At 40.9% G+C, this 15,026-nt stretch carries 12 protein-coding genes and 2 pseudogenes; 8 read left to right on the forward strand and 6 right to left on the reverse strand.

All coding sequences use genetic code 11. The annotated features are described in order from the left end of the window. Positions 1-14 precede the first annotated feature (14 nt). Genes HH219_RS11680 through HH219_RS11690 form a run of 3 tightly spaced genes read right to left on the reverse strand, consistent with a single transcriptional unit; the run spans position 15 to position 1,537 of the window. On the reverse strand, positions 15-377 hold the full coding sequence (locus HH219_RS11680) for a MerR family DNA-binding transcriptional regulator (protein WP_054452502.1): 363 nt from the start codon (positions 375-377) through the stop codon (positions 15-17). Positions 378-380: 3 nt separating this feature from the next. Continuing rightward, the gene (locus HH219_RS11685; protein ID WP_235575681.1) at positions 381-1,133 is read right to left on the reverse strand and encodes a polysaccharide deacetylase family protein; all 753 of its coding nucleotides are present in this window, start codon (positions 1,131-1,133) and stop codon (positions 381-383) included. A 23-nt stretch (positions 1,134-1,156) separates the two neighbouring features. Further along, the gene (locus tag HH219_RS11690; RefSeq protein ID WP_054203974.1) at positions 1,157-1,537 is read right to left on the reverse strand and encodes a VOC family protein; all 381 of its coding nucleotides are present in this window, start codon (positions 1,535-1,537) and stop codon (positions 1,157-1,159) included. A gap of 179 nt (positions 1,538-1,716) precedes the next feature. On the opposite strand from HH219_RS11690, the gene HH219_RS11695 reads away from it, so the two are divergent. Continuing rightward, positions 1,717-2,406, forward strand: a complete 690-nt coding sequence (locus tag HH219_RS11695) for a 4'-phosphopantetheinyl transferase superfamily protein (protein ID WP_169327552.1) — start codon at positions 1,717-1,719, stop codon at positions 2,404-2,406. A gap of 167 nt (positions 2,407-2,573) precedes the next feature. On the opposite strand, the gene HH219_RS11700 is transcribed toward HH219_RS11695, so the two are convergent. Beyond that, positions 2,574-4,298 carry a cyclic peptide export ABC transporter gene (locus tag HH219_RS11700; RefSeq protein WP_349251617.1) on the reverse strand — a complete coding sequence of 575 codons (1,725 nt, stop codon included), beginning with the start codon at positions 4,296-4,298 and terminating at the stop codon, positions 2,574-2,576. 121 nt (positions 4,299-4,419) lie between these two features. Between HH219_RS11700 and fhuF the strand changes: the two genes are divergently transcribed. From fhuF to HH219_RS11730, 6 genes are all read left to right on the forward strand, one after another. After that, positions 4,420-5,148, forward strand: a complete 729-nt coding sequence (gene fhuF, locus HH219_RS11705; RefSeq protein ID WP_169327553.1) for a siderophore-iron reductase FhuF — start codon at positions 4,420-4,422, stop codon at positions 5,146-5,148. 103 nt (positions 5,149-5,251) lie between these two features. Beyond that, complete coding sequence (locus HH219_RS11710) at positions 5,252-6,466, forward strand: isochorismate synthase (RefSeq protein WP_169327554.1); 1,215 nt, start codon at positions 5,252-5,254, stop codon at positions 6,464-6,466. Then, positions 6,456-8,066 (forward strand): (2,3-dihydroxybenzoyl)adenylate synthase, encoded by a 1,611-nt coding sequence (locus HH219_RS11715; RefSeq protein WP_169327555.1) that lies wholly within the window; start codon positions 6,456-6,458, stop codon positions 8,064-8,066. The genes HH219_RS11710 and HH219_RS11715 overlap by 11 nt, the downstream gene beginning before the upstream one ends. A gap of 8 nt (positions 8,067-8,074) precedes the next feature. Further along, positions 8,075-8,941 (forward strand): isochorismatase family protein, encoded by an 867-nt coding sequence (locus HH219_RS11720; RefSeq protein WP_169327556.1) that lies wholly within the window; start codon positions 8,075-8,077, stop codon positions 8,939-8,941. Beyond that, positions 8,941-10,275, forward strand: a complete 1,335-nt coding sequence (locus tag HH219_RS11725) for a condensation domain-containing protein (protein ID WP_169327557.1) — start codon at positions 8,941-8,943, stop codon at positions 10,273-10,275. The genes HH219_RS11720 and HH219_RS11725 overlap by 1 nt, the downstream gene beginning before the upstream one ends. Beyond that, complete coding sequence (locus HH219_RS11730; protein WP_169327558.1) at positions 10,265-11,029, forward strand: SDR family oxidoreductase; 765 nt, start codon at positions 10,265-10,267, stop codon at positions 11,027-11,029. The genes HH219_RS11725 and HH219_RS11730 overlap by 11 nt, the downstream gene beginning before the upstream one ends. 76 nt (positions 11,030-11,105) lie before the next feature. Here HH219_RS11730 and HH219_RS11735 read toward each other — a convergent pair whose 3' ends face one another. Then, positions 11,106-13,202, reverse strand: a complete 2,097-nt coding sequence (locus HH219_RS11735) for a TonB-dependent siderophore receptor (protein WP_169327559.1) — start codon at positions 13,200-13,202, stop codon at positions 11,106-11,108. A gap of 507 nt (positions 13,203-13,709) precedes the next feature. Then, positions 13,710-14,372: pseudogene (locus HH219_RS22415) on the reverse strand (reverse transcriptase domain-containing protein); the annotation flags it as partial. A 275-nt stretch (positions 14,373-14,647) separates the two neighbouring features. On the opposite strand from HH219_RS22415, the pseudogene HH219_RS11745 reads away from it, so the two are divergent. Further along, positions 14,648-15,026, forward strand: a pseudogene (locus HH219_RS11745) (IS4 family transposase); the annotation flags it as partial.

Genomic DNA, 15,026 nt, shown 5'->3' on the forward strand with positions numbered 1-15,026 from the left:
GCATACACCCTCCCCTAAAGGGCAGAGTCAAGCTTATCTAAGCATATTTTTATGTCTTGATGATAATAATCTAGCAATTTTTTTTGTTGCTCAAGTGCAGCTATATCATCCAATACTTGCTGCTTTTTTGCTTCGAGTAATTCCACAACAGCTGGCCAATCTAAGTCATGACGAGTGACTTTTAAACTTTTTAGTTGCGCTAAACTTAAACCCAATAACTGCGCGCGCTTAATAAGGGTGACAAACTCGACATCAGCGTTATCATAAATACGGTAGCTGCCTTGGCGTGTTATATCTGTTAGCAGTCCAATGTTTTCATAGTGTCTAATCGCTTTGACCGAAACACCTGAGCGCTTTGCCATTTCACCTATAAACACAGCTTATTCCTTCGCCTGCTTTTGCATAATATTAATGTATGAGTCAACGTCATACTTATTTGTATTAGCTGCTAAATAATCCAGTAACTGTGCATGCGCATCAACCGATACACTTAAATGATCCCCACCAACACCATGAAAAATAATGTTTATAAGTTGCACTTGGCTTGAGACATTGCGTACATAATCAATGAGCTGTTGCCCTGTAACATTCGATGGAGCCCATAAAACTGAGCGGCCATTATCATCAACCCCTTTAATTGCGATAAAATGCGCCTTAAGCGGCTCTATAAAGTCTTCACCTGCTGCTTGTGTATCAAAGCAAGGCGGTGTGAATGTACGCTGCGTTTTACCATCTATTGCATGTAAAAATACATTCGCGCTAAGCACCTCACGTATTGCACGTGCACGGGTGTAGCGATCTAAATCATGTTCATCACTGACCCATTCACGGTAAGGTTTTGAGCCACTGCATGGATGATATAAGCTATGATTACCTAGCTCATGGCCTTGTTTGGCAACAGCTTTCCACTCATTCATGCGTAATTGCATCGTTTGCGCATCGGGCAAGATATAAAACGACGCCTTAAAACCAAGCTTATTAAGCGCAGGTATTGCGTTATCAAGTTGGCTCGCTAAGGCATCATCATACGATAAGCTCACCGCAATCTTATCATCCTTGTTAGAACCGTGTGTTTGCGCGCCAGCAGGCATAGCAAAAACTAATGCTAACCACAGCGCTGCTGATCTTCTCATCTTCAATCCTTGAGTATAAAAATTTAAGCTGTTTGAATAAAACAAAATACATTGAGTTTATTGCCGTCTAAATCACGGAAATAGCCCGCATAAAATCCAGGCATTTCACGCGGACCAGGTGCGCCTTCATCTGTTGCACCTAATGCAATTGCTTTGGCATAAAATGCGTCAACCTGATCTGGGTTCTCTACAGCTAACGCGATCATCGTACCATTGCCCACTGTTGCAGACTGTCCATCATAAGGTTTTGTTATTGAAAAACCAGCCTTATCTGCACCACTGCTCCACGCGACAAAATTATCGGTCTCTAAAAAACGTGTCGCTCCTAATAAAGCGAGTAACTCATCATAAAACACCACCGCTTTGGCAAAATTATTCGTGCCAAACATTGTATAACCAATCATATATATTCCTTTTTCTTTACGATTAAAAATGCATCTCCAAGTTAACGTTATGAGTGATGCTCGTCTACTGCTAATATGCTAAAAGGTAACAATTAAGTCGTGGCGTTTACTGTATTTATTATATTTTTAACGTATTATCAAGATGTTAATTTTACTCTAAGGATAAGTGTAAATCACTCATGGAATTTTCCCTTTATACTCAGCTTCCTCCCCAACTTCCCTACAACGCTTTTTGCTATGAGTTTGATAATAATTTTCTTGTTGAAAATGACTTTTTTCGTTATCAGATTTTTTCACCGCCACAATTACAAAAAGCAGTAGCAAAACGAAAAGCTGAATATTTGGCAGGCCGTTTTTGTGCAAAACAGGTACTCAGTTCACTCAATATTCACCCTTGCGATATTCTTTCAGGTAATGATCGCGCGCCAATATGGCCAGATAATATTATTGGCAGCATTACTCACACGCAAGGAATCGCCATGGCGATGGCATGCCACCGTGCGGATATTGCTGGAATAGGCATTGATATAGAGCAATTGATGAGTGACAAACAAGAACAAGAACTACAAAAGCAAATTTTGCATCCAGAGGAATACTCACAATTTAAGCAACTGGCTGAGCAAATATCGCACCCACTAACGATTGTTTTTTCAGCTAAAGAAAGTATTTTTAAAGCCTTATATCCAAGCGTAAAGCAGTTTTTTGGTTTTGAAGCCGCCAAGCTTATTGCTTTTAATGAGCAACAGCTACAATTTAAAATAACGAAAACACTCTCAGAGCAAGTGCCTCAAGGCACTTGCGTAACCGTATTTTATCAATGTAATAATACTGTTGTACTCACGGAGTGCGAATTTAAAACGCCTCGCTAACTGCAAGTAACGTGTTATACCCAGACCACCTCAAGATGCAGACTTCAGCGTTTCACAGGTGTTTAATATCAAGGCATTACTTTACAATAATGGCAGTCCCTTTTAAGAAGTAACAACGATGAGAGTAAGCGCCTGTGAAACGCCCAACGGGTTAGTTTAAAAGCGATTTATACTGCGTTATTGATTTTAACAAGGGAACAACCATTATTTGCAATCAATGCCTTGCCTGAATCGCTTTTAACGCCAACTGAAACTGTATCTTGAGGTGGCTTGGGTATATGTTCTTCCATGTTGTTAATCTGCGTTAAACATCCATTTTCCATCCGTAATAACCTATCAGCGAGGTGAAAATATTTATCATCATGGGTGATCACAAACACTGTTTTACCATTGGCAATTAGCTCTGGTAACAACTCTGTATAAAAAACATCTTTAAAAACGGGGTCTTGATCGGCAGCCCATTCGTCAAATAAATAAAATGGGCGATCCTCTAAATAAGCAGCAACTAAAGCAAGACGTTTACGCTGCCCCTGTGACAGTTTTTGCGTGGTGAAGGCTCCATCTTTTATTTGCACTTTATGATGTAAATTGAGTTTTCTAATTAATTGATTACCTTGAGCTTCCAATGCATGTGCGTTGTTCTCTAAAAGCTGGTCAAATAAATGATAATCACTAAAAATAGTGCTAAATAATTGGCGGTAGTTATCTAGTTCGTTTATTGATACGTGCTTTCCATCAACAATTATATTGCCTTGATCTGCTTCATATAATCCACACAATACTTTGGCGAATGTCGTTTTTCCACTGCCATTTCCGCCCACTAAATAAATCAACTCCCCTTGGTTTATGGTTAGATCGACAGGTGATAAAGAAAACACTTCATCACTTTGTTCATGGTAATAACGATGACTGAGAGATTGTATTGTTAAGTTAGAAAAGTGAGTTAAAGGAAGATTTTCCGTCTCAGTAACTTGATCTAACTTCGTTGTTAATTTTAATATTGAGTTTGCAGACGCTTTAGCTGATGCTGCTCGCGGGATCGCATCTAACATAACTTCTAAAGGCGTTAACATATACAAGAATAACAACGCAAAGCCCGACATTGTTTTTGCACTATTAATATCCGTTGTTTGACTGAGATAAAACAATGCACCACCAATAAACGAAAATATCATAAACCCACCCCATGATGAGGCTATATGATAAATTGTCGCACCTTGCAAACGACGCTCTCTAAGTAATGTAATTGCTTGGCCTAAAATTTGGTTTTTAAACAAGGTGCGCTTAGCTTTATTCAACTTAAGTTCTTTCGCACCCGCCGTTATTGCATCAAAATGACTAAATAGCTGATCCTGTAAAGAGGCAGCCTCGGTTACTTTTTTAAATGCTTTTACATTAGCGAGGCTATAACCTAACGAGCCTAAAAACAGAGTTAGTAATGCAAATATAAACACTCGCCAATCAAGCCATGCCATATAAACCAATGCACCAATTACAATTACGGCGTTAGTTAATATATTGGGTAAGCTTTGAAAAAAGCTAGCCACATTTAAGCTATGCTCGGTTAAACAGGATTTAATTTTTGCAGCTCCTAGCTGCTCTAAATTAGACAACTTAGCGCCTATGACCTGCTCTGCAACTTGTTGGCGAATAACCGATTGACTTTGCTCACTTAACTGCTCAGACACTAATTTGGAAATTAACTGTAAGATCACTCCACCACTCGCTAAGACCGCAAAATAGATAAACTGCGTGCTTCGCTGCTGTGCGTTACCATTAATTATCTCGTTTATAAGCGCGACCAAAGACACACTCATTAAACCAAATAATACGCTACTTAACGCCGTCGCAATAAAGCGCCCTCGTGTTTTCTTAATTAAATCCCCTAGCACTGTCGTTCCTAAATTTAATTTATATAGTAACAGGACGATAAAAAACTAAAAAAATTAGCCTTTACCTCGTCATTACAACATTGAAGGAAAAACACACTTTTTGCTATTCACAGTGAGACTTATGCTACCTGTACTAGAGTCATATTTTTCTGGGCCATTTAAACCTTATGCTCAGGGCGTAACATTAGTTACCACTACAAAGAATCCAACACTTGATAATTTTATGCAAGACCCAAATGGGCTTATGTCTTCGATACAGAACTTTACCTTGGCGCAAAACGTGACAAAGCCAAGAGCACAAGCATCAATTTGGCATATGCATTACACCCTACGAGTTTTACCCAGTATATTAGCCTCTCATAGCGTATTAGCACGCCCCCTCCCGCTAGCACTGGAGGCAGTTTACTGGGATCCCCAATTACAACAGTTACAATTACTGCATCAGGGAAACCTACGCCCAAAAACTGAAACCTTTGATCGCTATGAAGAGCTAATATTTGATCACTTCGCCCCCCTACACCTTTGGTTGCACAAACATTTTTCTATAGCGCCTAAAGTGTTATGGAGTAATTGTGCCTTTCGGATCAAGCATTTCTTAACCACAATAGAATCAGCCATAGGGCCAAATACGCGCTTAAAGAATGATAAATCAACTTTGCTAACGCAATCAAAGCTTGGCGATAGGATAAACCCTCTTTATAAAAAACCTATTATCATCAACAGTCATAATGACTCCTATCAACTACGCAACGAATGCTGCTTGTTACATGAGCTTCCAGCCAAACACTATTGTAATGATTGCCCTAAACTGTCTCACCATATTGATCATTACGCTTTAAACAGGCGCTGAGGACTAAATCTTTGCCAACACTTTTCGTCTTGGAGAAAACGTTAATAACCTCAGTATGGATTTATTTCTTAGCTATCACGCAAACAGCGAGTAAGGAGCTTTTATGTACGCAACACATGCCTTTGACAGTGCTAACTCACGCTCGACTTTAAACTTTCAAAGTCAGTATGATTGTTTATTTGTCTCTTCCAAATACTGTTTAGCCAGCCAAGGTATTGCTGATAAATTCAGTATTAAAATCGATGATACCGCTGAGTTAGTTGACTCACTTCGTCAAAAACTAGCCACTTATAGTGATGATACGCTTGCTTTTGGGGTATTGCCTTTTTGTAAATCAGAGCAGGCACAGTTTATTATTCCTAGGCAGGTTACTCGTTGGGATAAAGGGGCTTTTACGGCTTGTCTAAACGCCGAATTGAGTGTTTATAAAGATCCCCAAAATCATTTGCAATCACTGCGTTATTTACAATCCAAACAACAGTTTGAACATGCAGTAATACATGCAAAAACTTTGTTTAATACTGAGCAGCTTGAAAAAATAGTATTAAGTAAACAAGTCGATTTATGCTTTAAAGAAGCCATTAATAAAGAGCAGTTACTTCATGATTTATTACAACAAAGCCAAAGCGGTTATCATTTTTCGTTTCCAGTATCAGACGAATGTGTGTTAATGGGGGTTAGCCCTGAACTCCTACTGTATAAAAACGATCACCAAGTACTAAGCAACCCGCTGGCTGGTTCAATTGCGCGCCATAGCTGTCCTAATGAGGAGCTAATACGCCAACAAATATTATTGGCCTCAAATAAAGATCGCTTTGAGCACAGTGTTGTTATTGAAGACATGGAGCAAGTTTTGACTCCCTTTTGCAATACCTTACACACCCCCCTCACGCCTTCTTTACTTAGCACTGCCACCATGTGGCATTTATCAACAGAGCTAACGGGCACGCTGCATGACGCCAATACTCACGTATTATCAATTGCGAATCAACTACATCCTACTCCCGCACTTTGTGGAAAGCCAACAACTCAGGCTTATCCACAAATAGCAGCCCTTGAAGGGCAAAGCCGAGGCTATTTTTCAGGCATTATCGGGTGGTGTGATAAATATGGTAATGGTGAATGGGTCGTTGTTATCCGCTGCGCCCAAATACAAAAGAACACAGCAAGACTTTTTGCAGGGGCAGGGATCGTTGCGGCCTCTGAACCACATTTAGAATGGCAAGAAACCGAAGCAAAACTAAACACTATGCTGAACGCATTAGGCATTCAGCAATCTTATTATTCTCTTCAAAAAAGTTACCATTATGACAATTGAATACACTCCTTGGCCTGACGATCTAGCTGCTCGTTATCGTCGTAAAGGGTATTGGCAAGATAAGCCGCTTACCAGCCTACTTGATGAACAACTGCAGACCAATTCACAAGGCATTGCTGTCGCTGATGGCAGTCGGTCTATTAGCTATGGAGAACTGGCTAGTTATAGCGACAATTTAGCCGCCTACTTACAGCAAAAAGGGTTATCTGCTGGTGATACTGCTCTGATCCAATTACCTAATTGTATTGAATATTATATTAGTTTCTTTGCTTTATTAAAATTAGGTGTTGCACCAGTATGTGCCTTATTTAACCATCAGCAAACTGAGTTGAATAGCTATTGCGAAATTTTACAACCAAAGTTATTAATCGCATCGTCATCACATGCTTTATTTTTAGATAATCAATTTAGTGATCGGCTAAGTGAACGTTTTAGCTGTTTAACCACCTTATTACTTGATCATCATAAAGGTAACAGTGAGTTAAAGCAGGCTTACCAACAACCTATGAAATTCACTCCTACTCATTTAGATGCCAGTGCCGTTGCTTTTTTTCAACTATCAGGAGGCAGTACCGGCACTCCTAAGTTGATACCACGTACTCACAATGACTACCTATACAGTGTGGTTGCCAGTGCTGAGATATGCCAACTTGATGGTGAAACGCGCTATTTATGTGCCTTACCCGCACCGCATAATTTTCCGCTAAGCTCTCCCGGTGCACTTGGCGTATTCCATGCTGGAGGAAGTGTGGTACTTGCACCAGATCCAAGCCCAACTAGCTGCTTTTCATTAATCGAGCACTACCAAATTACCCATACCGCGTTAGTGCCGCCAGCGTTGCAACTATGGCTGAGTCACGCGGCGCAAGCAGGGTATGACTTAACCAGTCTAAAACTCATCCAAGTCGGTGGCGCAAAGCTGAGTATTAAAGTTGCTGAGCAAGTCGAACCTATTTTAGGTTGTCAGTTACAGCAAGTATTCGGTATGGCTGAAGGCCTGGTTAATTACACTCGTCATGATGATGACATCTGGTCTGTGATCAACACCCAAGGGAAACCCATTAGCCCTGATGACGAAATTAAAATTGTTGATAAACAAGGAAATGACGTGCCACAAGGCACTGTAGGAAGACTGCTTACACGCGGCCCATACACTTTTAGAGGATACTATAAATCTCCGCTTCATAATGCTGACGCCTTTGATGATGAAGGGTTTTATAGTTCAGGCGATCTGGTTAAACAGCTGCCATCAGGTCATTTAATTGTTGAAGGTAGAGACAAAGATCAAATAAATCGCGGTGGCGAAAAAATTGCCGCCGAAGAGGTAGAAAACTTACTCCTAGGCCATAACGACATTGCACATGTGGCAATAGTATCGATGCCAGACAGCACTCTCGGCGAGAAAAGCTGCGCATTTATCGTGCTGCAAGAAAACCCACCAACTAAATTATCTGCCTTAGTATTGCGAAAATACTTACGCCAATTAGGTATTGCTGATTTTAAAGTACCGGATAAATTCCAATTCGTTGCAGCACTGCCTTTAACCGCAGTAGGTAAAGTCAATAAGAAAGCACTGCGTGCTACATTTGAACAACAATAAGATTAATTATGAGTATTCCAAAGTTAAGTCACTACCCATTACCACGAGAAGCACAACTGCCAGACAACCGCGTTGATTGGCAAGTTGATCCACAGCGAGCTGCGTTACTTATCCATGATATGCAGCATTATTTCATTAACTTTTATGGTGAAAACAACCCGCTTATCGATGCCGTTATCGCCAATATTCAAGCATTAAAACACTATTGCTATGAGCACGACATTCCTATTTATTACACTGCACAGCCTATTAAGCAAGGTACTCAGGAGCGCGGATTACTTCGTGACATGTGGGGGGATGGTCTACAAGATCCAACACAACAACCTGTGATTGATGCACTTGCCCCCACTGACAAAGACATTATTTTAACCAAGTGGCGTTACAGTGCTTTTCAAAAGTGTGACTTTGAAGAACGCTTAACAAACTCAAACCGCGACCAATTACTCATCGTCGGCATTTATGCGCATATTGGTGTGATGACCACCGCCGTTGATGCCTTTATGCGTGATATTAAGCCATTTGTCATAGCCGATGCCGTTGCTGACTTTAGTTATGATGAACATCAAATGGCGCTGAATTTCGTTGCACAGCGCTGCGGAAAAGTCGTCAATACTGCGCAAGTATTAGGTGAAGAAACATTAGACTTAACCTCTCTTGACGGGCTTAAAGCACACATTCTGCCACTTATTGACTGTGAACCAGACGAATTTGATGAATTTGAAAGCCTTATTGATTATGGGTTAGATTCAGTGCAAGTAATGAACCTTATTGCGCTGTGGCAACAACAAGGTATTGAGACTAATTTCATCGAGCTAGCGCAAATTCCAACCCTCTCTGCGTGGGTTGAATTACTGGAAGAGCGCAAGGACGACTAATGACCCATACAATAGCAAAACCTCTACCACTGACGACATCTCAGCATGCCATGTGGCTACTCCACACCATTAGTGGCCGAGGTGAGTTATTTAATGTTGCTGAATGTATGGTGTTCAAAGGTAAAGTTGCAGCAACTACGCTGCAACATGCTTTCAATCATGTTTGGCAAGCCAGTAATACCTTAAGTTGTCGCTTTCCCCATGATGCGGATTACACACCCTCGCTACAACCAGCACATAACACCCCTGTTATCGAGATCATTCAACTTGAACATGATATTGAACACATTGCTGAATATGCTCAGCAATTTATGGCTCCTAAACTCTGCCAATCATTCGACTTATCATCACAACCTTTAATGCAGTTGCAACTCCTTAGAGGCGAATCTCAAGATTACTTAATGATCTTAGCGCATCATTTATTGTTAGACGGCTATGGGTTTGGTCTCTTTAGCCAGGCATTGAGTCGCAGCTATAACGCACTCATGAAAGATAAAGCACTGCCAAATTTACGCTTTTCTGATCAACAAACTTTACTTGAGGCACAGCAACAAACCGCCTATTTAGCAACAGTTGACTCAGCACGCGAAACATTAAACCAATGGCTTGATGATATAGGCGAAATCCACAGTTTTAGTGACAGTAAAGCCGACGTCACTACTGCAAATATACGGACTAGCCAGCAATTTACGCGTGCTCAGTGGCAAACCATTCAGTCAGCAGCGTCGCTAATTAATTCAAGTAGCTCAGAAATACTATTAGCCGCGATCGCAACCGCATTAATTGCCAAAACTCAGCATTATCACGTCACACTTGGCCTGATCATGATGAACCGCCAGTCAATGGCAGAACTGTCTGCGCCCTGTGTACAAAGCAATGTATTACCTTTGCCACTAAACTTAGCACCTGAGATGACATTACAAGACATCACCGCATTAGTGAACCACCAGATAAAAGCGTTAAAGCAGCTGCAAAGCTACCGTGTTGAATCTTTAAAACGCGACCGACAGAAGCAAGGAAAATCATTGACTGTCTTTGGTCCAACTATTAATTTACTACCGTTTTCGAGCAATCCGAAATATGCAGGCATTGAAACGCATAGCCATATTCTCAGTGCAGGCACCACTGATGACATCATGTTGCAAATTCACTTGCTGGGTGATACCCCTGCGAATATTGACTTTGATGTGAATGAAGCACGGTATCAGCCAAGCCAAGTCAATGCCATCCAAGCACAGATTTTTGACGTTGCGATACGCTGGGCAAACCAGCCTACTCTTGCGTTATCTGAACTTGTAAAATGCCTTATACAGGAGCCTAAACATGTCTTTTGATACACAATTAAATACCGAATACCAAGACAAAATTATTTGGATAACGGGTGTAGGTCAAGGGATTGGGCTCAGTGCCGCACAACATTTCGCAAAACTGGGGGCCAAAGTAATCGGCTTTGACAAACACTTCAGCGACACCGCTTGTTTATATAAACCTGTGCACTGTGATTTAGCAAATTTAACGGAATTAGCAGCAACATTAAGTGAATTGGTTGCTCAAGGCTTGGCACCTTATAATTTGATTAATGTGGCGGGCGTTTTAGAATTCGAGACCATTGAACAGCTCTCCATAGCCCAATGGACACAATGCCAAACCATTAATAGCAGTGCCGTTTTTTTATTTATAAAAGCCTGTTATGATCACTTTAAAACCACCCAACAAGGCAGCATTGTCACGGTTGGTTCAAATGCGGCGAATACCCCTAGACAAAAAATGGCAGCCTATTGCGCATCTAAAGCTGCAGTTACTCAGTTAACGCTCACTGCGGGCCTAGAGCTTGCAAATTATGGCATACGCTGTAACGTGATAGCTCCTGGTTCCACGTTGACCCTCATGCAAACGGGCATGTGGCAGGATGAATCTGGTGCTAATAATGTCATTGCTGGCTTTGCCCAAGAGTATAAGCTGGGGATCCCATTACAAAAAATTGCCACCGCGGATGAAATAGCGCGCAGTATTGTTTTTGTTGCATCACAGCTTTCTTCACACACCACCATGCAAGTGCTCACGATTGACGGCGGCGCGACTTTTTAAGCCTGATAATTGCGTTAATCATTAACAAAAAAAGGAGGCATATGTCTCCTTTTTAAGGTGTCACTGTATGGCGGTATTAGAATCGATAATTTAACTGTACTGAGTAATTACGAGGCGTGCCCGGTCTGCTACTAAACCATGAAACCTTACCTTCATATTCTTTGTCAAATGCATTATTAATATTCGCTTTGACACTTAGATTATCCGTCACTTCATAGTTTGCCACTAAGCCAATGACAGTATAAGCACTTAACTCTGGATAGTGAAAGCTCCAATCAGGGTTAGCAATAAAGCCATGCCTTTCACCCGTCCAATTAATAAATCCACCAAGGGTTAATCCTGCAAACAGGCCATCAAACTCATAATCCGTATTAAACTTAGCCACCTTATCAGGCACGATTTTAGAAATACGGCCTTCATTGTTATCTGACAGGCTTAAATTACTATACGCGATTGATGCACGCCATTGATCATTAATATAACCACTGATTTCAATTTCATAGCCTTTCGACTCTACGCCATCAACTGACTTATAAATACGGGCTGCTGCTGCACTCGTGTCTGTAATAGCGAAATTTTCTTGATTAATCTTAAACAAGGCGACATCAATATTTAAATTGCCGTCGAGCGATGAATAACGTGCCCCTATCTCTTTGTTTTTACCGACTGTTGGATCGAGTAAGTCACCATTTTTATCGAATACCATTTGGAGTTCAAAAATGTCGGTGTAGCTGCTATACACTGAAACCGCTTCTGTAACATCATAAGTTGCGCCAATGTATAGGCTAGTATCGCTGTTGTTGACCCAATCACTCAATACATGGCCAGCGCCTGCACGTGAGTCAATATCTTTATAATTTGCACCTAATAGAATATTAATAGGTTCAGCCACATTTAAATTAGCAGCAATACGGTAGTTCTTAGACTCTTGCTCTGAATTAGTGATTGAAGGATCAGAAAATACAGGTTTTGGAATGCTTACGCTACTGCTAGGATCATTCGCATTGATATCAGGAGAGCCCTGCGAAAACGAACGCGTTTCAACTTCTGTAAAGCTAGCATCTGCGACACTAAACGTCACATTGTGCTCACGAGCTAACAACGTAAAATTACCTGTTAAATTCAGTTCAGCACGCTCACTTTCATGATCGCGATCAGAGTGATTAAAGTATGAATAATATAATCCAGACTCAACATCGGGTAATGAATCTGCACTAAAATAAATACCGTCTGACTCAACATCTGAGCGGTGATAGCGCCCCTGAATAGACCAATCATCATTCAAACTATATTGTAGCTCAACCATCACATTATCTTGATTGGCATCTTCATACACCCAGCTTGGGTTGTCATTGTGACCAATGTCACCGTGAAACACAGAACCATCGTTATAGCTAAATGGTAAACCGCCTGAATATTCATCCAGTTCATCTTCTTGTTGCGACCAGAATACTGAAGCCGAAAAGTCATCAGTTAGCTCAGCGCTGATTGTCCCATAAATCACTTTACGTGCACTATTAACACGGTCTTGAAACGAATCTGCGTTTTCATAGACCGCAACCGCACGTGCTTTTACTGAACCATCACTTGTCAGTGCACCAGTCACATCACCTTCTACTCGACGCTTCCCCCAAGAACCTAGCTCAGCATTTACGTAACCTGAAAAGCTCTCTTGTGCGCGTTTTTGAATAAGATTAACAGTCCCTGACGGCTGCCCGACTTCTTGTAGCATACCCGTTGAGCCTCGGATCACTTCAACCGTCTCAAACATGCTGGCATCAAGCAATGAACTTTGAAAGGTACGACCCGCCGATACCATACCGTCAACTAAATAACGGTTCATAGCAAAACCTCTTGAATACGCAAAACGATCACGTCCAGAAGGTGAAGGATCAGTATGAATTGCCGCACTGTGCTCAAGCGCATCACCCACAGAGTTTAAGTCATACAATGCGATATACTCAGCATCAATTAAAGAAATAGCTTGTGGTGTATCACCAATGGCAAGCGGTAATCCCGTTGCACCAATATTCCGGTAGTGTTTGCCCAATACTTCTATTTTTTCAAGTTCCTTCGCATCGATTTTGGTTACATCATCCGCGTATGCAAACCCAGTTGTCCCAACCAAAATACCTAAACCTACCGCCTGTGCAACTAAAGAAAACTGCTTCATCCGATCCTCGCCATTTTTGTTAAATAAGAATTATTACTAATATTGTCGACGTGACGAAAGTACCGAATATAAATTTAGTAAAAAATACAAATTAAAAATTCATAAAAAACATAGTGTTAAAAATCTGTTTCAAAACGAGTTCGATATTGATAAAACAACAATCAACTCAGTTAGCATTTATTTAATATACCCAAGCCACCTCAAGATGCAGAATTCAGCGTTTCACAGAGGCTTAATATCAAGGCGTTACTTTGTAGGAATGGCCGTCCCTTTTAAGAAGGAACAACGATGAGAGGAAGTCTCTGTGAAACGCCCAACGGGTTGGTTTAAAAGCGATTTATACTGCTTTACTTTTATAAGGGATTGATTTTAATAATAGAACCACTATTACTTGCAATATCGTGGTAGAGCGGCCCATTACTGAGCCGACCCCACACAGATCCGGACGTGCGGAACTACCGCATCCGGCTCTTCAGTTATATATTCGCTCGTGTAAAACACACGACACTAGTACCAATCAACAAGGATACTTCGCTTGCTGACTTTGATACTCTCAATGTTAAAATACTCTATCATCTTCTTGAAATTACTCCAGTTATAACTTCGTCGACCACTACGCCTGTTCAGCCATTTATATAAACTATGTAGCACATAGTCATATATTTTGGATAAGCTACGGCTGTTGTCTGGTAAACCAAAGTAATTTCTAAATCCTATCAGTTTTCGCCTCAATTGAGGTAGCCAGTTTTTCAATTTTAATGAATACCTTGCTTTGATCCATTGATAATATTCACTCAGCGTCGCCTTTTGCTTCTTCGCAGCCGTTCGTCGCCTAAGTCGTGGCTTACCATTTGAATCTGTGCCCCAATAAAACTCAAACCCTAGAAATACAAAGTGACGTTTTCGACCAACATGAAATCTGCTAAATCGCATTAATGATGTTTTGTCTTGCGCAACGTCTAAATTAAATTTCTTTAATCGCTTGGGTAACACTTTATAAAAGCGCTCTGCGTCATTTGCAAATTGAAACGCGCAAACAAAATCATCTGCATAACGAATCATCATTGCTCTTCCACGCATCCTCGGCTTTACTTTCTTTTCAAACCAGAGATCTAAAGCATAATGCAGATATATATTAGCCAACACTGGGCTGATAACTCCACCTTGAGGGCTTCCACTTGATGGTTTAGTGAATACGCCATCGGGTGGTTAGTTAGACCTTGCCCGGCAGGGACTTGCACCCTGCAAGATGGATCAAGCTTAGCTTGACGCACCAATGCCTTGCCTAAATCGCTTTTAATTCCAACTGAAACTCGCATCTTGAGGTGGTTTGGGTACTGACGAATCCCCACGAAATGAATTAAAAAAAGATGAGTAAAGGGGATCGACCTTCATGACTAATTGTGATCAAATTACTTCGCCAAAAACAACTTAAAACAAGAGCCATGAAGATCACAAATATAATACAGAATGATATCGCTGCTGCCTACCCTGAAATTCACTCTACTCGATTAAACACGTTATTTACCTTCATTGACTCTGGCATGCATGATCAACGTGTGTCTGTGACATATTTAGGTAGAGGCTTGAAAAGCCTATCAAAAACAACAAAGAAAAATGATATTAAACGCGCTGACCGCCTAATCGGTAACACGCTCTTACACAGCGAACGCCTTTTCTTTTATGACTATATGTCTGCGCAGTTAATTGGAAATAAAAAGTCCCCCATCATATTAGTCGATTGGTCACCTATTAATGGACAAGGGATGTTTCAAGTATTGCGCGCCAGTATTCCAATGAATGGGAGAAGCTTAACGCTCTATG

Source organism: Pseudoalteromonas sp. NEC-BIFX-2020_015, from assembly GCF_012952265.1.
Classification (GTDB): domain Bacteria; phylum Pseudomonadota; class Gammaproteobacteria; order Enterobacterales; family Alteromonadaceae; genus Pseudoalteromonas; species Pseudoalteromonas neustonica.